Origin of the sequence: Mycobacterium stomatepiae (assembly GCF_010731715.1) — a bacterium.
Taxonomy (GTDB): Bacteria; Actinomycetota; Actinomycetes; order Mycobacteriales; family Mycobacteriaceae; genus Mycobacterium; species Mycobacterium stomatepiae.
The window spans coordinates 977,336-998,978 of the sequence record NZ_AP022587.1; the positions used below are offsets into that span (position 1 = coordinate 977,336).

Genomic DNA, 21,643 nt, shown 5'->3' on the forward strand with positions numbered 1-21,643 from the left:
CTCTACCACGCAAAACTTGCAAACACCTGCGGAATGCGCAGTCCTGCGATACTCGTTGGGCGACTGCTCAGATAGCTAGATGATCTAAACTATTCGCTATGCAACTCAAACAATTGCTTTCCCCGATGCGGTGGTCCGTCGTGCGGATGGGCATCGGCATGCGTTCGTACAACAGCACCGGGCAATTCGGGGACGGGCGCGAAGCGGCCACTGTCGACTACGTGCTCAACCACGCGCGTGCCGGCGACGTGGACGACGTACTGACAGCCATCGACAAGTTCGCATACGAGAAGTCGATGTTGATCAACGTCGGTGACGAGAAAGGCGAACTCCTTGATGCCGCCGTGCGCCGCGCCAACCCGGCGGTGGTACTCGAGTTGGGTACTTACGTCGGGTACAGCGCCATGCGGATCGCCCGGGTCGCCCCTAACGCCAAGGTGTACTCGGTCGAGTTCTCTGAAGCCAACGCCGCCAACGCCCGGCGGATCTGGGCGCACGCCGGTCTCGCCGATCAGCTGACCTGTGTAGTCGGGACGCTCGGCGACGGTGGACGCACCCTTGACCGTTTAGCAAATGAATATGAATTCGTCTCAGGCACCGTCGATTTCGTCTTTGTCGACCACGATAAGACGGCCTACCTGACCGACCTGCTGAGCATTCTCGACCGGGGTTGGCTACATCCCGGCTCGATCGTGGTCGCCGACAATGTCGGGACACCGGGAGCCCCGAAGTACCGCGAGTACATGCAGCAGCAGGAGGGCAAGCTGTGGAAGACCATCGAGCACAAGGCCCACATCGAGTATCAGTCGCTGTTGACTGATCTCGTGCTGGAATCCGACTACTTGGGCTGACCTACTGCGCGCGGGGGTGGGCCCCGGCCCACACCTCGCGCAACGCATGCACGGTGACCAGCGTGTAGATCTGGGTGGTCGTCACCGACGCATGGCCCAGCAACTCCTGCACGACGCGTACGTCGGCACCGCCCTCCAGCAGATGAGTGGCGAACGAGTGCCTAAGCATGTGCGGCGACACCCCCGCCTTGATCCCGGCGCGCTCGGCGGCGTCCTGCAGCACCTGCCATGCGCTTTGCCGCGACAACCGGCCGCCGCGGGCGTTGAGGAAGATCGCCGCCGTACCGCGGCCACGGCGAGCCAGCTCCGAGCGACCGCGCACCAGGTAGGCGTCCAGCGCGTGCACGGCGGGACGCCCGATCGGGACCAGTCGCTGCTTGCCGCCCTTGCCGCGCAGCAGCACCGACCGGGCCTGCGTGTCGACGTCGTCGACGTCGAGGCCGACGGCTTCGGAGATCCGAGAGCCGGTGGAGTACAACAGCTCCAGCAGCGCGCGGTTGCGCAGCGTCAGCGGGCCGTCGGACGGGCTCTCCCCGCCCGCGCCTTCCAGCAGCGCCAGCACCTCGTCGATGGTCAGGCTTTTCGGCAGCCGGCGACCCGGGGTCGGCGGGCGAACCGCGCGCGCCACGTCCACTTCGGCCAGCCCCTCGGCGGCGGCGAAGCGATGCAATCCGCGCACCGCGATCAGCGCCCGCGCCGCCGATACCGCCGACAAGCCCACCGCCCCGGATTCGGGATCGCCGCGGCGCAGCGCCACCAGGAACTCGCTGACATCGTCCTCGCCCACCTTGGCCAGATCGTGAATTCCGCGGTCTTCCAAGTGCTTTGAATAGCGGCGCAGGTCGCGCCGATACGAGCTGAGCGTGTTGGCCGCTACTCCCCGCTCGATAGTCAGGTGGTCGAGATAACCCTGCAGCTGGGTGTCCAGCAGCGTCAGCGTGGCCGTCATTGCGCCGCTTTTCGCGCGGCGAAATCCTTGGGCTTGTCCGGCCATGGCAGGTCCACCGGACGCGGCTGCGCCAACCCCGTCGTCACGGCGTGCGCGGCCAGAATCCCGGATACCGCAATCGAATTGATGATCTCACCGCTGAAGACGAGGCGGATCGCCTCCTCGATCGGGACCCAGCGCATCGTCAGGTCGGCTTCTTCGTCGTGCGCCTCGGGCCGGCCGATCTCGGTCAGCCCGGTGGCCAGGTAGACCCGCACCGATTCATCGCTGTATCCGGGCGCCGTGTCGATGTCGACGAGTACGTGCCAGGTGTCGGCCTTGAGGCCGACCTCCTCTTCCAGTTCGCGCGCCGCCGTGAGGTGAGGCGCCTCGCCCGCGGCGTCGAGCAGGCCCGCCGGCAGTTCCCACAAGCGCCGGCCGGAGATGTGCCGGTATTGGTAGACCATCGCGATGCTGCGATCGTCGTTCATCGGCACGATGGCCACGGCACCGTAGTGCTCGACGACTTCTCGCGCGGCGGTGTTGCCGCCGGGCATCCGCACCTCGTCGCGGCGCAGCGCGAAAATCTTTCCGGTGTAAACCGTTTCGCTCGCTGCCGTCTCGAAAACGTGCTCAGCCACGAGTGGCGGGTTCAGGTATCGACCGCTCGGCGCTGTCTCGGTGCTGGTTGCCGTTGGACATGTGCTCGGGGATTTCCACCGGAAGCTGCTCACCCTTCTTGTACTCGATCGCCGCGCCGACGAATGCGACGAACAGCGGGTGCGGTCGAGTGGGCCGACTCTTCAGTTCGGGGTGGGCCTGGGTGCCGACGACGAACGGGTGCACGTCGGACGGGTATTCGACAAACTCCACCAGGTGGCCGTCCGGCGAGGTCCCGGAGAACCGCAGGCCGCTTTCGGCGATCCGATCGCGGTAGGCGTTGTTGACCTCGTAGCGGTGCCGGTGCCGCTCGGACACCTGGGTGGTTCCATATGCTTGCGCCACAATCGAATCCGGCTCGAGCACCGCGGGGTAGGCCCCCAGCCGCATGGTGCCGCCGAGGTCGGCTTCACCGGCCACGATGTGCTCCTGCTCGGCCATCGTCGAGATGACCGGATCCGGTGTGGACGGTTCGAATTCGGCCGAGTTGGCCTGGGCCAGACCGACCGAGCGGGCGGCCTCGATCACGATGCACTGCAGCCCGAGGCACAGCCCGAATATCGGTAACCCGCGCGCCCGGGCATGTCGGATGGCGCCGATCTTGCCCTCGATGCCGCGGATGCCGAATCCACCGGGAATCAGCACACCGTGTACATCGCCCAGCGCCGACGCGGCACCGGCAGCGCTCTCGCAGTCGTCCGAGGGCACCCACACCATCTCCACCTTGGCGTAGTGCCGAAAGCCGCCGGCGCGCAAGGCCTCGGTCACCGAGAGGTAGGCGTCGGACAGGTCAACGTATTTGCCTACCAAGGCAATTCGCACGGTCTCGTGCGGCTCGTGCACCCGCTGCAGCAGGTCGTTCCATTGGGTCCAGTCGACATCGCGGAACGGCAGGTTGAGCCGGCGCACCACGAACGCGTCGAGCTCCTCGCGGTGCAGCACCTTGGGAATGTCGTAGATCGACGACGCGTCCGGGGTGGATATGACGCCGTCGATGTCGACGTCACACATCAGCGCAATCTTGTTCTTCAGTGGTTCGGGAACGGGGCGATCGCAGCGCAGGATCAACGCGTCCGGCGTGATACCGATGCTGCGCAGCGCCGCCACCGAGTGCTGGGTCGGCTTGGTTTTGAGCTCACCGGACGGCGCCAGGTAGGGCACCAGCGACACATGCAGGAAGAAGACGTTCTCCCGTCCGACGTCGTGGCGAACCTGGCGCGCGGCCTCCAGAAAGGGCTGCGACTCGATATCGCCCACCGTCCCGCCGATCTCAGTGATCACGACGTCCGGGCGGCGTCCGTCGGCGTCGGGTTCGGCCATCGCCAGGATGCGGCTCTTGATCTCGTCGGTGATGTGCGGGATCACCTGGACGGTGTCGCCGAGGTATTCGCCGCGGCGCTCCTTGGCGATGACCGTTGAATACACTTGCCCGGTAGTGACATTCGCCGAGCCGGACAGGTTGCGATCCAGGAACCGCTCGTAGTGGCCGACGTCGAGGTCGGTCTCGGCGCCGTCCTCGGTGACGAAGACCTCGCCGTGCTGGAACGGATTCATCGTGCCCGGGTCCACGTTGAGGTACGGGTCGAGCTTTTGCATCGTGACATGTAGTCCGCGCGCGGTCAGTAGCTGTCCGAGGCTACTGGCGGTCAGACCCTTACCGAGTGAGGATGCGACACCACCGCTGACGAAGAGGTGCTTCGTGGTGGTTTGCGGATGCCTACGCACTAAAGCGACCTCCGTGAAGACGGGCAGGGCGTCGTTATCGTCGAACTTTGACTAGCTGGGCCTGCCGACCCACGGAAATCCACCCTAACACCAGCAACCCCAGGGCGCGGCTAACACGCCCGGCAACCAGAGAGCCGGCCCGCGATTCGCTACTGCGCAACGGTGATCGACGTGGCGCCGTGACCGGTGCCGTATTGCCCGACATGGCCGCCATTGAGCAGGTCATGCAGGCCGAGGATCGCGGTGATCCGCCCGGGTGCGGCGTCGACGTCGTCGACGGTGCTGATCGCGGAGTTGATGACGGCGTCGGCGCGCGCGACCGCGACCGCGGCACCGCCCGTCGACGAGCCGTCCCGCCCGGCCAGCAGCGTGCCTGAGCCGTGCGGCGCCAGTGCCGCGGAGAAGCGGGCCACGCTGACGCCCTGATTGCCGGCGTCTTGCGGCAGCGCGCCGCCGGTGACGATCAGGGCGGCGTTGGCCGCCGGCATGTGGTCGCCGGCCTGATACATGACGAACCCGCTCTCGCGCAGCGCCGCCAGCACGGTGTCGCGCTGGGTGTCGTCGACGGGCGGGATCGCGGGGTTCGCGTTGATCAGCAGGGCGATGCCCAACAGATCACCGGCCTGCGACCCCTGGTCAACGAGTTTGGTGCTGAGCTGCTGACCGGCCGGCAGCACCGACGAGTTCACCACGGTCCGCAGCTTCTCCGCGGAGTTGGCGTCGACGAACTCCTGGGTCAGCGACACCGTCCCGGTGACACTCCCGCCGGCCTGGCCGACGATCTTCGAGACCGCCGCGACGTCGTCGTCCTTGGCGTCCGGGGTGCGGAACACGACGATCGATTTGCCTGCCAACCCGTCGTGCACGATCCGGCCCATCAACTGGTTGTCGAAATTGTTTGCCGCGCTGAGCTTCTCGTTAAGAACGTTCTTCTGGTCGTTGAGCCCGTTGATCTGCGTGTAGAGGTCGCGCTTTTCGTCACGCAGGCTGGACAGCAGGGTGTCGGACAAGAACCCCGAACCCAGCACGACGCCGACCGCCAGCGCGAGAAAGACCGCGGCCAGCGAGAAGGCATGTTGGCGTAACGAGATCATGAGCACACGTCCTTAGGCCGACTACGTGATCAGGTGCTGAACCCACAGGGAGAAGTGATTCCAGTAGTCGGTGGCCCAGTGCAGCACCACGCCGTCGGTGCGGGACACCCACAGGGCGACGATGACGGCGATCAGCATCGTCAGCGCCAGCAGTGCGATGGCTCCACCCGAGATGTGGTTGCGGTACAGCGTGGCGACCGCCTTGGCGTCGACCACCTTCTCCCCGACCCGAAGCCTGGTCAGGAATGTCGACGGGTTGCTCTGGGTGCGAGTCCGATCGAAAAACGTCTCGATGTTGGCGGTGTGACCTGCCGTGACCAGCAGGGCCGCGCCGTGGTGGTCGGCCAGCAGCAGGGCCAGGTCGACGGCCGAACCCGCCGCGGGGAAGGTCATCGCCCCCACACCAAGATCCTGAATCCGCTCTAGTCCGGGCGCATGGCCGTCGGCGTCGGCCGGCAGCACGACGTGTGCGCCGCACTTGAGGGCTTCGGTGCTGATCTGCTCGGGGTCGCCGACGATGAGCTGCGGACGGTAGCCCGCCTTGCGCAGCACGTCGGCTCCGGTGCCGACGCCGATCAGCACCGGCTGGTACTCCTTGATGAACGGCTTCAGCGAGCGCAGATCGTCGGCGGCACTGTCCTCGTCGGCGACAATCACCACGTGGCGGCGACGCATGTCGAGATCGACGTCCGGAATCCCGATACCGTCGATCAGCAGCGGGCTCTCGCTCTTGATGAACTCAATCGTGTTGCCGGCGAACGCCTCCAGGTGGGCGGCCAGGCCGCTCTTCGCCTCGCGCATCAGGTCGGCGATGTCATGATCGGTACGCTCGGTGCCGCGGCTCAGCCGCCGTTCGCCTGCGTACACCCCGCCTTCATAAAGGCGAATCTTGGCGCCGTCCTTGACCTTCTTGAAGATGTCGGGTCCGGTCTCGTCGATCAGCGTGACGCCATTGTTGACCAATACCTCCGGGCCCATGTTCGGGTAGCGGCCGGAGACCGACGGCGAGGCGTTGACGACGGCGGCGATGTCGGCCTCCACCAGCGCCTCGGCGGTGATGCGGTCCAGGTCCAGGACGTCGAGCACGACAATGTCCCCCGGGCAGACCCGGCGCAGCAGGCGGTCGATATTGCGGTCCACCCGTGCGGTGCCGGTCAGACCCGGCCGGGAAGCATTACGTGTGAGCAGCCCTGACATCTTCATGGGGGGATTCTGTCCGTGATGCACGGCCGAGGGGTGGAGGCGCGCCGTAACATCAGCCCCAGAAGTTATCTAGAGTCACATCTGTAACAGGCTGATAAAGGTGCGGTCTCGGCGGGAGATCCGGCTAGATCTCGTCGTTCTGGGCTCCGTCGAGGAGCTCACGGGCGTGGGCGCGGCCGCTGTCGGATTCGCCCAGGCCGGCCAGCATCCGCGCCAGCTCGGCGACCCGCTCGTCGTCGGTCACCCGGCGCACCACACTGGTCCCCCGCGGCCCGGCGGGATGCACCACCAGGTGTACCTCGGCGTACGCCGCGACCTGAGGCAAATGGGTCACCACGATGACCTGGTGGGTGCGCGCCAACCGCGCCAATCGCCGCCCGATCTGGACGGCGGCGCGACCGCCAACGCCGGCGTCGATCTCGTCGAACACCATCGTGGTGCCCGCCGCCGACGCGGCCAGCACCACTTCCAGGGCCAGCATCACCCGGGACAGCTCGCCGCCCGACGCACTCTTGGCCAGCGGCAGCACCGTCATGCCGCGGTGCGCGGCGAAGCCGAACTCGACCTGGTCGACGCCGTCGGCGCCGGCGCGGGCCGTCTCACCGGAGGGCAGCGTCAGCACGGCCGGGTCGTCCTTCTCGGCGGTCACGTCGGTGCTCACCTCGATGGTGAATTCGGCGTCGGCCATCGCCAGCCCGGCCAGCTCGGTCGTTACCTCTTTCGCCAGCTTTTTCGCGGCCTTGCGGCGGCACTTGCTGAGATCGACTGCGGCCACGCTCAATTCACCGGCGAGCTCGTCGGCGCGGCGCTGCAGCGCCGCCAGCCCCTCCTCCGAGACGTCGAGTTGCGCGAGCCGCTCGCGCGATTCTGCCGCCCAGGCCAGCACCCCGTCGACATCCGCGGCGTACTTGCGGGTCAGGGTCCGCAGCTCTGCTTGCCGGGCCAGCTTGGACTCCAGCGCGCTGGCATCCACGGGCAACTCCTCCAAATAGCTGCCCAGTTCCTGTGCCGCATCGTCGACGACGGTCTGTGCCTCGCGGATCTGCCGGGCCAGCGCCTGCAGCTTCGCGTCGTCGGTGGATTCCAGTGCGGCCCTTGCCTTCCCAAGGGTTTCGGCGGCGCTGCCGTCGGACAGGTCCTCGGCCGACAGCGCCGCCCGGGCGGTCGCCGCGGCCTCGCGCAACGTGTCCAGCTCCGAGAGCCGCACGATGTCGGCGACCAGGGCGTCGTCCTCGCCGGGCTGCGGGTCCACGGCATCGATCTCGTTGAGCCCGAAGCTCAACCGGTCGGCTTCCAGGGCGAGTTCGCGCATGCGGTTGCGGCGGTCGAGCAGGTCGCGGCGCGCCGAGAGCCAGGAGTCGCGCAGTTTGCGGTAGCGCTCGAGCGCGGGCCCGGCCTTCGCGAACCGGTCCAGCGCACCACGTTGCTCCTCGGGCCGCATCAGCCGCAACTGGTCGTTCTGGCCGTGCAAGGTCAGCAGCCCGGTCGTAAAGTCGCCCAAGGACTTTGCGGGCACGCTGCGGCCGCCGAGGTAGGCCCGCGACGGCCCGTCGCGGCTGACGGAGCGCAACGCGATCACGCTGCCGTCCTCGTCGCGCTCGCCGCCCGACGCGTCCAGCATCTCGTCGAGTTGCGCGATCGAGGCGTCGTCGAGATCGGTTGTGGTGAAACGGCCTTCGACGACCGCTCGTTCGGCTCCGGAACGCACCCGGTTGGCGTCGGCGCGGGCACCGCCGAGCAGATGCAGCCCCGTCACCACCATGGTCTTGCCGGTGCCGGTCTCTCCGGTCAGTACGGTCAGGCCGCGGTCGAACTCCCCGACCGCGGAGCTGATCGCACCCAGTGACTCGATGCGGATTTCGGTCAGCATTGCGTCAGCACCGTTGCGGCGCCGTTACTTTCCGCGCCAACCGGTCACGGGCAGCCGGAACTTGCGCACCAGCCGGTCGGTGAACGGCGCGCTGTCCAGCCGTGCCCACTTCACCGCTGTACCGCAGCGTTTCACCTCGAGCCGCCCTCCCGCGGGGACCACCATTTCGCGGCGGCCGTCGCAGAACACCAGGGCGTCGTTGCCGTCCGCCTCGATCTCGATCGCGATCGTGGCATCGGGGCTGGTGACCATCGGCCGGCCGAACAGCGCGTGAGCGTTGTTGGGCACCACCAGGATTGCCTCGAGATCCGGCCAGAGCATCGGACCGCCGGCGGAGAACGCGTAGGCGGTGGATCCGGTCGGTGTCGACACCAAGATTCCGTCGCAACCGAAGGTCGACACCGGTCGTCCCTCGATTTCGACGACCACGCCCAGCACACCGAGCCGCGGACCCTTTTCCAGGCTGGCCTCGTTGAGCGCCCACCCCTGATCGATCACCTGTCCGCGCTGGCGCACCAAGACGTCGAGCGTCAGGCGCTCCTCCACCCGATAGTCCTGGGCCACCACGTGTTCCAGCACCCTGTCGATGGCCTCCGCCTCGGCCTCGGCGAGAAAGCCGATGCGGCCCAGGTTGACGCCCAGCACCGGAATGCCGGCGTTGCGGGCAAGTTCGGCCGCGCGCAGGAAGGTGCCGTCGCCGCCGAGCACCAGCACCAGCTCGCAGCCTTCCGCGGCATCCGGCTCGGCGTCGACCACCTCGATCTCGACGCCCATCGCCCGCACGTCGTCGGGTGACAACGGCAGCGGTCCCCGGTCGACCGCCTCGGCGGACAACACACGAAGCGCAATACCGTTGTCGCTCACCACTTTCTGGACGCGGCGGGCAGTCTCGGTCGCTTCCTCGCGCCCGGTGTGCACGACCAGCAGGATGGTGCGTTCGACGGTCATTGCGGGCCCTCGCCCACCGCGCGCCGCACCGCATCGACCAACCCGTCGCCCGTCAGCGCCCGATCGGTATCGGCGCGCAGCCACAGGAAGTACTCGACATTGCCCGACGGTCCCGGCAGCGGACTGGCCGTGACGTCCACGGTGTGCCAGCCCAGCTCCCCGGCGCGTCCCGCGACGGCCAGCACCGAGTCGGCACGCAACCCGGGGTCGCGAACCACCCCGCCGGCACCGACCTGGCCCTTCCCCACCTCAAACTGCGGCTTCACCATGGGAACGATATCGGCGCCGGGGTTGGCGCAACCAGCCAGCGCGGGCAACACGGTGGACAGCGAGATAAACGACAGGTCGGCCACCACCAGGTCGACGCGCCCGCCGGTCGCTTCGGGCGACAGGTCGCGGACGTTGGTCCGCTCGACGACGATCACCCGCGGATCAGAGCGCAGCGACCAGGCCAACTGGCCGTAGCCCACATCGGCGGCCACCACCTCGGCGGCGCCGCGATCCAGCAGGACCTCGGTGAACCCGCCGGTCGACGCGCCGGCGTCCAGGCAGCGACGGCCTGCCACCGGGATGTCGAAGGCGTCGAGTGCACCGATCAGCTTGTGCGCCCCACGCGACACACAGCGGCGTTCGCCGTCGTCGACGACGGTCAGCGCCGCGCTGGCCGTGATGGCGGTACCGGGCTTGACCGCGGGCATACCGTCGATGCTGACCTTGCCGGCGCCGATCAACTCGGCGGCCTGCTGACGGGATCGGGCCAGGCCGCGCCGCACCAGCTCCGCGTCAACGCGGGCGCGTCGTGCCATGCCGGCACCTCAGCCCTTCTCCGCCGACTCCAGCGCGGCCAGCAGGACGTCATGCGCTTCGGAAAGCCGGCGTGCGATGTCTTCGAGCTCGGCCAGCTCGAATTTCCGGGACCCGGTTTCCGGGTTCTCCGGATCGGCCAGGTCGGGCAACTGCGCCAACAGGTTGTCGATGTCGGCGCGAATCTGTGCAGGATCGATATTCATTGCGGTTCTACGGTAGCCATCCGCTATTCGGCATGCACGAGAGACCAGCGCTCGAGCGCGTCGCGGGCCCGGTCGTCGGCGGCGCGGATGCGCGCCGGCTGCCCGTCGAAGTCGGCGGCCCACACCGCGCTGGCGACCGCGCGCACGATCGACAACCCATCCCCGTCTGCATCGACGGCGCCGTTGCCGCGGACCGTGACGGCGTCGTCTTCGACGTCGATCGCCCAGCCGGGCTGCGGCCGGACCGCGAGTGCGTCGCTGTCCTGGTGCAGCGCGCGCAGGTCGTGGCCGATGTAGGTGGGCCGCTGCGCGGGTATGGCGTACACCGCGTCCCGCGCGCTGCTGACCCCGGTCAGCACCATCAGGCTGGGAAACTTCGCGGCGTTGGCGCCCTCGATGTCGGTGTCGAGGCGATCGCCGATCACCAGCGGCGCACGGTATTCGCCGCGCGCGACCGCGTCGTTGAGCAGTGTCGGAGCGGGCTTTCCGGCCACCTTGGGTTCGGCGCCGGTCGCGGCCCGCAGCGCGGCCACCAGGGATCCGTTGCCCGGCAGCAGACCCTGCTCGGTGGGCAGCGTGGGGTCGACGTTGGCCGCCACCCACAGCGCACCGGCCCGGATGGCCAGTGCGGCCTCGGCGAGATCGGGCCAACCGATCGTCATCGAGAGGCCCTGGACGACCGCGACGGGGTTGTCCTCGGAGCGGCGCACCGGACGCAATCCGACGGCGGAGATTTCGTTGGCCAGCGAGTCGGTGCCGACGATCAGCACGGGTGAATTCGGCGGTAGTTCACCGGATAGCAGGTGCGCGGCGCTTTGGGCGCTGGTGACGACGTCGTCGCCGGTGGCGGTGAAGCCGAGATCGCGCAGGTGGGTCGCGACTTCGTCGGCGCTGCGGGAGGCGTTGTTGGTGACGAATAGCTTGCGGCTGCTTACTTCGTCGAGCGTCTGCACCGCGCCATCAGTGGCCTGGCGGCCCCGGAACACCGTGCCATCCAGATCGATGAGCAGGCAATCGTATTCCCGCGCAATGCCTTTCACGCGTCGTCTTCCGAACCCAGTTCGCCGACCCGGTCCTCGGCGTCGGTGATGCCGTCGATGTCGGCGGCCGCGGAGTGCAAAAACCATTGCAGCGCTTCGTCGTTGCGGCCGAGCGCCAGCAGGGTGTCGGCGTAGGCGTAGAACAACCGGGCGGCCATCGAGCCGCTGCGCGTCGGGTCCAGTTGCGGCGTGGACAACAGGGTCAGCGCCTGCTCGAGCTGCCCGAGGTCGGAGCGGGCGCCGGCGGCCACGATGCGCAGCTCGTCGGCGGCGTCGCCGCTGAGCTGGGCCGCCTCCTCGCCGCGTGCCAGTTCGATCGCCCGCTCCGGGCGGCCAAGGCCGCGTTCGCAATCCGCGATCAACGGCAGCAGCGGGGACCTGCTGCCCATCCGGCGGGCGGCGCGCAATTCGGACAGCGCCTGGGCCCAATCGCCGTAGCGGTAGGCGGCGATTCCGACGGCTTCGCGAATGGCGGCGATCCTGCTGGACCTCGCGCGCGCGGCACGGGCGTGGTTAAGGGCGGCTTCGGGGTCTTCGTCCATCAGCTCACCCGCGGCGACCAGGTGGCGCGCCACCGCCTCGGCGGTCGCGCGGTCCAAGGTGCTCAGTTCGCCGCGGATCTCGGGAGCCAGCTGTTTGGCGTCCACATCGGGCGGGATTGGGGGCCCGTTGTCCGCGGGGCGATCACCGCCGGTCGAGCTCTGTGGCTGAGCTGAGCGCGCCCGGCCCGGTCCCGACCATTTGGACGCCGAGCGCGGCCGCCGCTCTCCGTTATGACGCTGCCTGTCGTCGCCCACTCCGAAAGAATACGGGCACCCGAGTGGCGGTCTCGCTACGCCTTGAACCGGTCCGGAATCAACGGCGCGATCATCGCGGGACAGAACGTGCCGATCGCGATGATCGTGAAGATGCCGGCATTTTTCTCGGTCATCCCGCTGCCGGTGGCCACGTCCGAGACGACCGAGTCGAACGACCCGCCCGGCCGGATGAGCATCGGGCACACCGATTGGCCCTGGGCCAGCGCGGTGGACGGCTGAGTGACGGCAATACCGGCGTTGGTCAGGGCAGACAGGAAGGTGTTGCCCGCCATGTCGGCCCGGATGGGGGCCGCCATCGTCGCGGCCGCGCCAACCAAAGCCGTCGTCAGCCCCATGAACCCGAAGGCCCTCGCCTGTGCGCCGACCCGTAAGGTCCAGTGGTACGCCATTGATTGCGCCGTCATCTCTCGCTCTCGTCGATGGTTCGGTGGCTGCGCAAAATCACTGTGACTACAGCGGCCAACGCGTGTCACGTTCAGGGCACGGCCAGGTAAAGGTTTGGACACCACCGCGTTTTGCTCCGACCTTCTTGACAACCTCGCATGCACTATGTTCCGCTCCCGACGGCCCACCGGGGCGGCCGGGCGGTTCTAAGAAGTCAATCCTGTTGTCGCATAGCCGTTTTCGTTTTCTTGACGTCGCCACGCCACTCGGCGTTGTCCCCCGAATGGGGGACAACGAATGTCCACCCGTAATTCAACCGGTTGTGGGATACCGGCGAGCCGGGAATCCGGGAAAACTAGTTGTCACAGCGGGGATCTCGTCGCTCCTTCCAACAACGAGGCTCCCCTCCTCTAATATCGGCTTCCCCTCCGATTTGGCGAGGTCCCCGCTGAATAGAACTTCTCTAGACCTTCTCTATGCCGGCGATGTTGCGCTTGCCACGCCGCAGCACCAGCCACTTGCCGTAGAGGAAATCCGCATCCCGCGGGGACCATTCCTCGCTCTCGACCCGAATGTTGTTGACCGAGACACCGCCCTCGCCGATCGTGCGTCGCGCGGCGCCCTTGCTGGCCGACAGTCCGCTGGCCACCAACAGGTCGACAATCCCGTCCGGGCCACCGGGTTTGAGCTCGGCGACCGAGGCCTCGCGCAACGCGGCCGCGAGCGTCGCCTCGTCCAGACGATCCAGCTCGCCCTGGCCGAACAGGGCCTTGCTGGCGTGCTCGACGGCCGCGGTGGCTTCCTCGCCGTGCACCAGGACGGTGAGTTCGGTGGCCAGGCGGCGCTGGGCGGCGCGTTGTTGCGGACGCTCGGCGGTGGCCTGTTCCAGTTCGGCCAGCTCGTCGGCGGACAAGAAGGTGAACCACCTCAGGTAGCGGATCACGTCGGCGTCGGCGGTGTTGACGAAGTATTGGTACCAGGCATACGGGCTGGTCAGCTGCGGGTCCAGCCACAGGTTGCCGCCACCGGTGGATTTGCCGAATTTGGTGCCGTCGGCCGCCGTCACCAGCGGGACCGTCAGCGCGTGCACGGTCGCGCCCAGCTTCTGACGCACCAGCCGGACCCCGGCGATGATGTTGCCCCATTGATCCGAGCCGCCGATCTGCAGCGCGCAGCCGTGCCGCTGGTGCAGCTCGACGTAGTCGTTGGCCTGCAGAAGCATGTAGCTGAACTCGGTGTAGGAGATCCCGTCTCCGTCCAGCCGGCGCCGGATGGTGTCGCGATCCAGCATGACGTTGACCGAGAAGTGCTTACCGAGATCCCGCAGGAACTCGATCGCCGACATCGGGCCCGTCCAGTCGAGATTGTTGGCGACGATCGCGCCGGTGGGTGAGTCCCCAGAATCCGAGAAGTCGACGAAGCGTTCCAGCTGTCCGCGAATCCGTTCGGTCCACTCGGCGACCGTGTTGGCCTCGTGCAGGCTGCGCTCGCCGACCTCGCGCGGGTCCCCGATCATGCCGGTGGCGCCGCCGGCGAGCACGATCGGACGGTGCCCGGCCCGCTGAAAGCGCCGCAGCGCCAGCAGCGGCACCAGATGCCCCGCATGCAGGCTCGGCGCGGTGGGGTCGAAGCCGGCGTACACCGTCAGCGGCCCGCGCTGCACTTCGGCGGCCAGGGCGTCGAGGTCGGTGGACTGGGCGATCAGTCCACGCCAGCCCAGCTCGTCGAGGATCATGGGCAAGAGGCTAGTCGCTGGCGCCGGGGGCGGGTGCTCGCGGACTTCGCCGATACGCCGATACCTCAGGCCGACCGGCAAGCCACAGTCGCCACGGCCGGTCGGCGGCCTGGCTGACGCCCACCCGGGGGCCGGCGACCGCGCCGTCGACCGCATTCAACGTCAGCGTCACCGGGCTGTTCGGATCGAACAGGTCAATCCCGTTGTCGGACATTGTGATTCCGAGCGCCGAGCAGAGATTTGCGGGACCACGGGCCAATGCGGCGGTGCGGATGGCGGGACCGCGACGGGCCTGGGCAATATCGGCGCCGTCCTCGATCACCGCGGCGCGCAGCAGCACCGCGGCCGCCGTACCGTCGGGTCCGCACGAGACGTTGGCGCAGGTGTGGATGCCGTGGCTGAGGTAGGTGTACAGCCGGCCCGGGGGCCCGAACATCACGCCATTGCGGCCGCTGCGACCCCGGTAGGAGTGCGCCGCCGCGTCCGGCCAGGGTCCGTCGGGAACCCCTCCGTAGGCCTCCACCTCGACGACGATCGCGCGCACGTCCCGTGCGGTGAGAGTCGCCCCGAGTAGCCGGTGCGCAGCCGCGACCGGGTCGACTACCAGCTCGCCTGCACCCACCCACCGAACCTACCGAGAGCCCGAACATGGCAAACTCCCGGTTGCCGTGAGGCAAAGGAGCCCAGAAAATGCATGCAATCGACCCCGCCGCCACCGCGTGGCTGCTGGCCAGTACCGCACTGGTCCTGCTGATGACCCCCGGCCTGGCGATCTTCTATGGCGGCATGGTCCGCACCACCGGGGTGCTCAACATGATCATGATGAGCTTCGTCTCGATCCCGCTCGTCACGGTGGCGTGGCTGCTGGTCGGCTACACGCTCGCCTTCTCCGACGACGGGGCGGGCGGGTTCATCGGCAACCTCAGCCACGTCGGGATGCTCGGCATCACGCCGGACACCGTGCACGGCACTGTCCCCGAACTGCTCTATGCCACCTTCCAATTGACCTTTGCGATCATCACCGCGGCGCTGGTCAGCGGCGCGATCGCCGACCGGGCCCGCTTCGCCGCCTGGGTCGTGTTCGTTCCGGTCTGGGCGATCGTCGTGTATTCGGTTGTCGCGCATTGGGTGTGGGGGCCCGGCGGCTGGCTGGCCAAGCTCGGCGTGCTCGACTACGCCGGCGGCCTGGTCGTCGAGATCGTCTCCGGTTCCTCGGCGCTGGCCCTGGCGCTGGTGCTCGGGCCCCGCATCGGCTTCAAGAAAGACGCGATGCGCCCGCACAATCTGCCGCTGCTCTTCGTCGGGGTCGGGCTGCTGTGGTTCGGCTGGTTCGGGTTCAACGCCGGTTCGGCCTTGGCGGCCAACGGAACTGCCGCGGCCATCTTCCTCAACACGCTGGTGGCGGGCTGCCTGGGCATGCTGGGCTGGCTGACGGTCGAGCAGCTCCGCGACGGCACGCCGACGACGTTCGGGGCGGCATCCGGAGTGGTCGCGGGCCTCGTCGCGATCACGCCGTCGTGCGGGACCGTCAATACGCTCGGCGCGGCCGCGGTCGGCCTTGCCGCGGGTGTCGTGTGCGCGTTCGCGGTGACCGCGAAATTGCGCTTCAACTATGACGATTCGCTCGACGTCGTCGGCGTGCACTTCGTCGGCGGGGTGGTCGGGGTCTTCCTGATCGGACTGCTCGCCACGGCCGTCATGACGTCGGGCCCGCGGGGTCTTTTCTTTGGGGGCGGCTTCGGCCAGCTCGGCAAGCAGTCCTTCGCGATCGTCGTCGTCGCGGCGTACGCGTTCGCGGTGACGTTCGTGCTGGCGAAGGTGATCGAGCGGGTGATCGGTTTCCGGCTCAGCCCCGAGGACGAAACCACCGGCGTCGACTTCACGCAGCACGCCGAAACGGCCTACGCCGAGGGCGTGCACGGCCACCTGCCCCTGCGCCGCCCCGGCTCCCCGACGCCCTAACCCCTTGACACATCCGCGCCGCGGGCGGATATTCATCTCATGATGAATATCCGCCCGCGGCTGTAAACATCGAACATCTGCGGGTCATCCGGGGCAAACGCCCCGCGCTGCAAGACTTCTCGGTGCAGGTCGCCAAAGGCAGCATCACCGGCCTGCTAGGCCCGTCCGGCTGCGGCAAGACCACGCTGATCCGTTGCATCGTCGGCACCCAGATCGTCACGTCTGGAACGGTGACTGTGCTCGGTCGACCCGCCGGCTCCCCCGACCTGCGCCGTCGCGTCGGCTACCTGCCGCAAGACCCGACCATCTACAACGACCTGCGGATCGTCGACAACGTTCGCTACTTCGCTTCGCTGTACGGCTTCGACGGCCAGGCCGCCGACGACGCGATCGAGCGGGTCGGGCTGGCCGATCACCGGACCGAGCTGGCCGCTAACCTGTCCGGCGGCCAGCGCACCAGGGTGTCACTGGCGTGCGCCCTGGTCTGCCAGCCGGAACTGCTGGTGCTCGACGAACCCACGGTCGGGCTGGACCCGGTGCTGCGGGCCGACCTCTGGGAGCAGTTCAACGACCTCGCCCGCGCGGGAACCACGCTGCTGGTTTCGAGCCACGTGATGGACGAAGCCGAGCACTGCGGAGACCTGCTGCTGATGCGCGACGGGAACCTGGTCGCCCACACCACGCCGACCCAGCTACGAAAGGACACCGGATGCACGTCACTGGAGGACGCGTTTCTGTCCATCATCAAGCGCACCATGCAGCCAGCCGGCCCCAAAGCAGGATGAGCCTGCGGGGCTACACCGCCACCACGACGCGGATTCTGCGCCAGCTGGCCGCCGATCACCGCAGTGTCGCGATGATCCTCGTGGTGCCGGTTCTGGTTATCACGTTGATGTACTTCATGTTTCACAATGCGCGGCACCTACCCGGAACACCGTCGCCGTTCAACAATGCCTGCTTGATTCTGCTGGGCCTATTCCCGCTGTTCGTGATGTTCATCATCACGGCGATCACCATGCAACGGGAACGGGCCTCGGGGACGCTGGAGCGCATCCTGGCCACTCCCCTGCGCCGGCTCGACCTGCTGATCGCCTACGGCACCGCTTTCTCGATCGCCGCGGCGGCGCAGGCGACGGTGGCGTGTGCAGTGTCGTTCTGGTTCCTCGGCTTTGACACGGCGGGCGCCTGGTACTGGGTGTTCGTGATCGCGATCGTCAACGCCGTGCTCGGTGTCGGTCTGGGTCTGCTGTGTAGTGCGTTCGCCCGCACCGAGTTTCAGGCCGTGCAATTCATCCCGCTGGTGATGGTGCCGCAGCTGCTGCTGGCCGGCGTCATCGTCCCTCGCGCGCTGATGCCAGACTGGTTGCAATGGATCAGCAACGTGCTGCCGGCCAGCTACGCGCTGGAGGCTCTGCAACAGGTGAGTTCGCATACCGAGCTGACCGGGACCGCGGTGCGCGACATCGTCGTCGTGGCGGGTTCCGCGTTCGCCGCGCTGTGCCTGGCCGCGGCGACATTGCGGCGCCGGACGCCATAACGTGACGGCCGCCAACGCCGAGCGCCGGCGGCCGGGCCGGCCCGCCGGAAACTCCGACACGCGCGAGCGTATCTTGACTTGTGCGCGAGAGCTGTTCGCCCGCAATGGAATTGGTCACACGTCGATTCGCGCCGTGGCGACCGCGGCCGGCGTCGACTCGGCGTTGGTGCATCACTATTTCGGCACCAAGGAGAAGCTGTTCGCCGCGGCGGTGCGCATCCCGATCGACCCGATGGACATCATCGGCCCGCTGCGCGAAATCCCCGTCGAGGAGATCGGCTACAAACTGCCGTCAATGTTGTTGCCGCTGTGGGATTCCGAACTGGGCACCGGGTTCATCGCCGCGCTACGGTCCATCGTGGCCGGGTCCGAGGTCAACCTGTTCCGGTCTTTCATCCAAGAGGTGATCGCGGTGGAGGTCGGGACCCGCGTCGACAACCCGCCGGGCACCGGGATCATCCGCATTCAATTCGTCGCGTCGCAGATGGTGGGCGTGGTGATGGCTCGCTACATCCTGCAGCTGGAGCCGTTCGCGTCGCTGCCGCCCGAGCAGGTCGCGGCGACCATCGCACCGAACCTGCAGCGCTACCTCACCGGGGAGTTGCCGGACGGCCTCGTTCCATGAGACGAGCGTGCTCGTCGTCGTCGACATCGCGCGCCTCGTCGATCAGCAGCACCGGAATCCCCTCCTCGATGCGGTAGGCGCGGCGCAGTCGCGGGTTGTACAGCAGTTCGTCGCCGTCTTCTTGGGACACCAGCAGCAGCGGGCCGCGGTCCTGCGGGCAGACGAGAATGCTCAGCAGCGTGTCGTCAACCATCGGTGCCCTTGTAGGTAGCGCTGAGCTCGGCCCGAACCGCCGGCGTCAGCTTGCGGTAGTGCTCGCTGGCGGTGTCGAAATACCAGGCGTGCCGGCCGGATTTGGGAATTCCGGCCGCCCGCAGCGCGCTAACCGTCGGACGATAGGTGGCGCTGAGCGCCATCTCCGGCACCACGTGCACGATGTCGGGCCCGAGCCCGACGGGCATGTCGGCGAACGCGTCGGTGAGGTCGGCCGCCGTGATGCTGGCCCCGGGCAGCAGCGTCACCGCGGAGACCGCTACCTCGTGGTTGCCGAACGGCACGTTGTAGGTCACCGCGAGGTCCACGCCGTTGATCAGGCCCAGCGCATCGGTGACCGCATCGGAATAGACCAGCCCGCGTTCGGTGTGCACGACCGAGCCGCGGCGGCCCAGCAGCCAGTAGTCGCCGTCCTCGTCGCGGCGGAACAGGTTCTCGGTGGAGATCCAGGTGTCGCCGGGCGCGAAGACCCCGCGCTTGACCGAGGCGGTCGGATCGATCGGTCCTCGGGATGCCGCGAGCAACACCCCGACCTGGTTGGTGTCGGCGACCTGCACAAAACCCCGCTCGTCTTCCAGGATGAGGTCGTGTTCGGTGTCGTAGGCCCCGAGCTCGATTCGCCCGGCGCCGGGCAGCGGGCGGCCCTTGCTGCCGATCTTGGCACCGGACACGTTGGCCAGCACCGCCTGTCCGTCCGTGGTGGCGAAGAACTCGACGACGTTCGCCGGCGTGAACGCGTCGACCACCCGCTCCCACAATCCGGTCGGCATGCCCGAGCCGATGAACAGCCGAACCGGATGGTTGCCGTGCAGCACAAAGGCCGGATCGTCGACGACGTCGCGCAGCATCGCCCAGGTGTAGGACACCACGGTGACGCCGTACTGCCGTATCTCGCTGACGAAGCGGTCCGCGCGCAGGCCGCGTGATAGGGCAATGCGGGTTCCGCCGACGACCGCGCCGCCCAGGGCGACCAGCAGCGCGGACTCGTGATGCAGCGGCGTCAGGCAGTACACGGTGTCGCGGCCCCCCAAGCCGGCCGCCGAGGCGGTCCCGAATGCCGACACCGCCCACCGGTAGTTGGTGATCTGCTTGGCCACCAGCTCGCCGCCGACCGTGTTGAACGCGATGAACGCCAGATCCCGCGCCAGTCCAGGGTTGGGCCGATACCAGGCGGGGAGCTCGACCGCGTCGGGGTCGATCTGCTCCATGTCGATGACTTGCGCCAGTCCCGAGCCGTCCTCGGGCAGGTGCAGGTTGCGTGCCTCACCACCACCGAGCACCAGCACCTGGCCCGGCCATTGCCGGGCGGCCTCGAGGTTGGTGGGGTCGGTCAGGATCTCGGTGACCCGCCCGAGGCGGACCGAGGCCGGCAGATCGGCCTCCGGGTGCATCACGACCGCGACGGCGCCGAGCCGAGACAGCGCGGCGATCGCGACCAGGGCGCTGGGCCGCGTCTCCATCAGCACGCCCACCCGGTCGCCCTGGCGCACGCCGACCTGAATCAGGCCCCGAACGACGTTGTTGATGCGCCGATCGACGGCCTCGTACGTGTGCACGCGACCGTCGAACAGCAAGAATTCACCGCGTGGCGCGCTGCCGGCCTGCTCGGCGATGATGCGGCCCAACGAGATTCGAGTGTGGTCGTTGATCTGTCCGAGCCGGGCCAGCCGCGGCAGCGTGCGCGCGGTCTCCACGGCCAGGGTCCGCATGGATTTGTTGGCCGCGACCACCGCGCCGGTGGCACCGCGCACCAGCTCCAACGCCGCCTCCGACGCCTCACCGAGGCCGTGGGTGATCCGCGAACTCAGCGCGACGCCGCTGTCGGTGTGCTCTTCGGGCTGATCGGCCATCAGGTCGATGCTCGACGGCTTGTCCCCGCCGGAGGACAGCCATTCGATCCACGCGGCGACGGTCGGCCAACCCTGCTCCGCCGCCTTGGATCCGACCACCAGGCCGAAATGGCCGGTGCGGATGCGGGCCTCGTAGACCTCGGCGTCGGGCGCCGCGCGCCGGATGCCGCGCACCGACGCCGGCTGGCCGATGTCGTCGACCTCGCCGACGAAGGCCAGCACCGGGCAGGTGATGTCGGTGAGCGTGACCATCTGCCCGTTGACCGCGAAACCGCCGGTCATCATCCGGTTGTGCGCGATGAACTGCTTGAGCAGCTCGGAGATCGCCGGGCCGGACCAGGCGATCCACCCCTCGCGTTCGAGGAATCTGCGCTGTTGTTCACGGGGCAGCAGCGCCTCGCGGTCGTGCAGCTGACGCACGAAGTCGACCCGGGCCTTGGCGGTCTTGAGCGGGTCGAGCATCTGGAAGCCGGCCCGCGCCATCCAGCCCGGGATGGCCAGCCGGCTGAAGACGTGATCGGCCATGAAGTTGGCGACGGGCGGGGCGAAGTTTGCCGGGATGCCCATCGGCAGGGCGGCCAGGGTGTCCACCGGCGAACCGAAAGTCACGATGCTGGCCAGCGCTTTCGAACGCCGGTAGGCGGCGACCTGGTAGCACCACATCCCGCCCTGCGAATACCCGACCAGATGGACGTCCGCGCCGGTGGCGTCCCGCACCGTGTCGATGGCCTGACTGAGCGCGACGATGTGGTCGGCCAGGTTGCGGCGCATGCCGCCCTCGACCTTGTCGGGGGAACCGAAGTCGATGACCCAGCAATCCAGCCCGTGCGAGTGCAGGATGCCGACCGCGCCGTCTTCGCGGGTGACATCCCACATATCCGCCGACATCATCATCGGGTGCACCATCAGCACCGGCGGTCCAACGGGTTGCTGTCCGGGTCGGTTGTCGGGCGGAAAGTAGCGCCGAAGCTTGTACATCGGCACGCTTTCGACAATCTGCGACGGCGATGGAACGGTACCGGTCTCCAGGCCCCCCAGCCGTAAGACCTCCAGGCCGTTCTGGGCCGTCGCGACCAGTCGTTCCACCGGCCGCGTGATCATCGACAAGTTCAGATCCATCGCGGCTCCCCACTCTCGACAGCTGACACATCATGGCATATCGGCGCGCCCAGCGGTTCTGGTCAGGCGGT

21 protein-coding genes are annotated in these 21,643 nt (G+C 67.9%); 5 read left to right on the top strand and 16 right to left on the bottom strand.

Annotated elements, in window-relative coordinates; all coding sequences use genetic code 11:
* Positions 1 to 98: 98 nt before the first annotated feature.
* Positions 99 to 851 carry an O-methyltransferase gene (locus G6N54_RS04785; RefSeq protein WP_163788780.1) on the top strand — a complete coding sequence of 251 codons (753 nt, stop codon included), beginning with the start codon at positions 99 to 101 and terminating at the stop codon, positions 849 to 851.
* Position 852: 1 nt separating this feature from the next.
* Here G6N54_RS04785 and xerD read toward each other — a convergent pair whose 3' ends face one another.
* The 14 genes from xerD to G6N54_RS04855 all read right to left on the bottom strand — a co-directional run bounded on the left by xerD (position 853) and on the right by G6N54_RS04855 (position 14,888).
* Positions 853 to 1,800: a site-specific tyrosine recombinase XerD gene (gene xerD / locus G6N54_RS04790; RefSeq protein WP_163788781.1), complete on the bottom strand. Its 948-nt coding sequence runs from the start codon at positions 1,798 to 1,800 to the stop codon at positions 853 to 855.
* The gene (locus G6N54_RS04795; RefSeq protein ID WP_163788782.1) at positions 1,797 to 2,420 is read right to left on the bottom strand and encodes an NUDIX domain-containing protein; all 624 of its coding nucleotides are present in this window, start codon (positions 2,418 to 2,420) and stop codon (positions 1,797 to 1,799) included. Before G6N54_RS04795 ends, xerD begins: the two co-directional genes overlap by 4 nt.
* Positions 2,413 to 4,164: a CTP synthase gene (locus G6N54_RS04800; RefSeq protein ID WP_163788783.1), complete on the bottom strand. Its 1,752-nt coding sequence runs from the start codon at positions 4,162 to 4,164 to the stop codon at positions 2,413 to 2,415. The genes G6N54_RS04795 and G6N54_RS04800 overlap by 8 nt, the downstream gene beginning before the upstream one ends.
* A 149-nt stretch (positions 4,165 to 4,313) precedes the next feature.
* Positions 4,314 to 5,258: a copper transporter gene (locus G6N54_RS04805; RefSeq protein ID WP_163788784.1), complete on the bottom strand. Its 945-nt coding sequence runs from the start codon at positions 5,256 to 5,258 to the stop codon at positions 4,314 to 4,316.
* 21 nt (positions 5,259 to 5,279) lie between these two features.
* A complete protein-coding gene (steA, locus tag G6N54_RS04810; protein WP_163788785.1) occupies positions 5,280 to 6,461 on the bottom strand; it encodes a putative cytokinetic ring protein SteA in 1,182 nt (393 codons plus the stop codon).
* A gap of 124 nt (positions 6,462 to 6,585) precedes the next feature.
* Positions 6,586 to 8,331, bottom strand: coding sequence for a DNA repair protein RecN (gene recN, locus G6N54_RS04815; RefSeq protein ID WP_163788786.1), 1,746 nt, complete (start codon positions 8,329 to 8,331; stop codon positions 6,586 to 6,588).
* Positions 8,332 to 8,355: 24 nt separating this feature from the next.
* Complete coding sequence (locus G6N54_RS04820; RefSeq protein ID WP_163788787.1) at positions 8,356 to 9,279, bottom strand: NAD kinase; 924 nt, start codon at positions 9,277 to 9,279, stop codon at positions 8,356 to 8,358.
* Positions 9,276 to 10,085: a TlyA family RNA methyltransferase gene (locus G6N54_RS04825; RefSeq protein ID WP_163788788.1), complete on the bottom strand. Its 810-nt coding sequence runs from the start codon at positions 10,083 to 10,085 to the stop codon at positions 9,276 to 9,278. The genes G6N54_RS04820 and G6N54_RS04825 overlap by 4 nt, the downstream gene beginning before the upstream one ends.
* A gap of 9 nt (positions 10,086 to 10,094) precedes the next feature.
* Complete coding sequence (locus G6N54_RS04830) at positions 10,095 to 10,289, bottom strand: hypothetical protein (RefSeq protein WP_163788789.1); 195 nt, start codon at positions 10,287 to 10,289, stop codon at positions 10,095 to 10,097.
* A 23-nt stretch (positions 10,290 to 10,312) separates the two neighbouring features.
* Complete coding sequence (locus G6N54_RS04835) at positions 10,313 to 11,329, bottom strand: HAD-IIA family hydrolase (RefSeq protein ID WP_163788790.1); 1,017 nt, start codon at positions 11,327 to 11,329, stop codon at positions 10,313 to 10,315.
* A complete protein-coding gene (locus G6N54_RS04840) occupies positions 11,326 to 12,126 on the bottom strand; it encodes a tetratricopeptide repeat protein (RefSeq protein WP_163788791.1) in 801 nt (266 codons plus the stop codon). Before G6N54_RS04840 ends, G6N54_RS04835 begins: the two co-directional genes overlap by 4 nt.
* 35 nt (positions 12,127 to 12,161) lie before the next feature.
* A complete protein-coding gene (locus G6N54_RS04845; RefSeq protein ID WP_372513261.1) occupies positions 12,162 to 12,536 on the bottom strand; it encodes a DUF732 domain-containing protein in 375 nt (124 codons plus the stop codon).
* A 458-nt stretch (positions 12,537 to 12,994) separates the two neighbouring features.
* Entirely contained in the window at positions 12,995 to 14,266 is a 1,272-nt protein-coding gene (tyrS, locus tag G6N54_RS04850) for a tyrosine--tRNA ligase (RefSeq protein ID WP_163788792.1), read from the bottom strand.
* Between the two features lie 10 nt (positions 14,267 to 14,276).
* On the bottom strand, positions 14,277 to 14,888 hold the full coding sequence (locus G6N54_RS04855; RefSeq protein WP_163788793.1) for a DNA-3-methyladenine glycosylase: 612 nt from the start codon (positions 14,886 to 14,888) through the stop codon (positions 14,277 to 14,279).
* A gap of 68 nt (positions 14,889 to 14,956) precedes the next feature.
* On the opposite strand from G6N54_RS04855, the gene G6N54_RS04860 reads away from it, so the two are divergent.
* Genes G6N54_RS04860 through G6N54_RS04875 form a run of 4 tightly spaced genes read left to right on the top strand, consistent with a single transcriptional unit; the run spans position 14,957 to position 18,390 of the window.
* Positions 14,957 to 16,228 carry an ammonium transporter gene (locus G6N54_RS04860; protein ID WP_163788794.1) on the top strand — a complete coding sequence of 424 codons (1,272 nt, stop codon included), beginning with the start codon at positions 14,957 to 14,959 and terminating at the stop codon, positions 16,226 to 16,228.
* A gap of 11 nt (positions 16,229 to 16,239) precedes the next feature.
* Entirely contained in the window at positions 16,240 to 17,013 is a 774-nt protein-coding gene (locus tag G6N54_RS04865) for an ABC transporter ATP-binding protein (protein ID WP_163794520.1), read from the top strand.
* Positions 17,010 to 17,765 (top strand): ABC transporter permease, encoded by a 756-nt coding sequence (locus tag G6N54_RS04870; protein ID WP_179969169.1) that lies wholly within the window; start codon positions 17,010 to 17,012, stop codon positions 17,763 to 17,765. The genes G6N54_RS04865 and G6N54_RS04870 overlap by 4 nt, the downstream gene beginning before the upstream one ends.
* 1 nt (position 17,766) lies before the next feature.
* Positions 17,767 to 18,390, top strand: coding sequence for a TetR/AcrR family transcriptional regulator (locus G6N54_RS04875; protein ID WP_163788796.1), 624 nt, complete (start codon positions 17,767 to 17,769; stop codon positions 18,388 to 18,390).
* Here G6N54_RS04875 and G6N54_RS04880 read toward each other — a convergent pair.
* Together G6N54_RS04880 and G6N54_RS04885 are read right to left on the bottom strand one after the other, a co-directional pair.
* On the bottom strand, positions 18,356 to 18,583 hold the full coding sequence (locus tag G6N54_RS04880; RefSeq protein ID WP_163788797.1) for a Trm112 family protein: 228 nt from the start codon (positions 18,581 to 18,583) through the stop codon (positions 18,356 to 18,358). The genes G6N54_RS04875 and G6N54_RS04880 overlap by 35 nt on opposite strands.
* Positions 18,576 to 21,572 (bottom strand): acyl-CoA synthetase, encoded by a 2,997-nt coding sequence (locus tag G6N54_RS04885; protein WP_163788798.1) that lies wholly within the window; start codon positions 21,570 to 21,572, stop codon positions 18,576 to 18,578. The genes G6N54_RS04880 and G6N54_RS04885 overlap by 8 nt, the downstream gene beginning before the upstream one ends.
* Between the last annotated feature and the right edge of the window lie 71 nt (positions 21,573 to 21,643).

Coding starts and splice junctions, on each gene's coding strand:
- G6N54_RS04785 (WP_163788780.1), top strand. CDS start 99: ATGCAACTCAAACAATTGCTTTCCCCGATGCGGTGGTCCGTCGTGCGG.
- xerD (WP_163788781.1), bottom strand. CDS start 1,800: ATGACGGCCACGCTGACGCTGCTGGACACCCAGCTGCAGGGTTATCTC.
- G6N54_RS04805 (WP_163788784.1), bottom strand. CDS start 5,258: ATGATCTCGTTACGCCAACATGCCTTCTCGCTGGCCGCGGTCTTTCTC.
- steA (WP_163788785.1), bottom strand. CDS start 6,461: ATGAAGATGTCAGGGCTGCTCACACGTAATGCTTCCCGGCCGGGTCTG.
- recN (WP_163788786.1), bottom strand. CDS start 8,331: ATGCTGACCGAAATCCGCATCGAGTCACTGGGTGCGATCAGCTCCGCG.
- G6N54_RS04820 (WP_163788787.1), bottom strand. CDS start 9,279: ATGACCGTCGAACGCACCATCCTGCTGGTCGTGCACACCGGGCGCGAG.
- G6N54_RS04825 (WP_163788788.1), bottom strand. CDS start 10,085: ATGGCACGACGCGCCCGCGTTGACGCGGAGCTGGTGCGGCGCGGCCTG.
- G6N54_RS04830 (WP_163788789.1), bottom strand. CDS start 10,289: ATGAATATCGATCCTGCACAGATTCGCGCCGACATCGACAACCTGTTG.
- G6N54_RS04845 (WP_372513261.1), bottom strand. CDS start 12,536: ATGGCGTACCACTGGACCTTACGGGTCGGCGCACAGGCGAGGGCCTTC.
- tyrS (WP_163788792.1), bottom strand. CDS start 14,266: ATGATCCTCGACGAGCTGGGCTGGCGTGGACTGATCGCCCAGTCCACC.
- G6N54_RS04860 (WP_163788794.1), top strand. CDS start 14,957: ATGCATGCAATCGACCCCGCCGCCACCGCGTGGCTGCTGGCCAGTACC.
- G6N54_RS04870 (WP_179969169.1), top strand. CDS start 17,010: ATGAGCCTGCGGGGCTACACCGCCACCACGACGCGGATTCTGCGCCAG.
- G6N54_RS04880 (WP_163788797.1), bottom strand. CDS start 18,583: ATGGTTGACGACACGCTGCTGAGCATTCTCGTCTGCCCGCAGGACCGC.
- G6N54_RS04885 (WP_163788798.1), bottom strand. CDS start 21,572: ATGGATCTGAACTTGTCGATGATCACGCGGCCGGTGGAACGACTGGTC.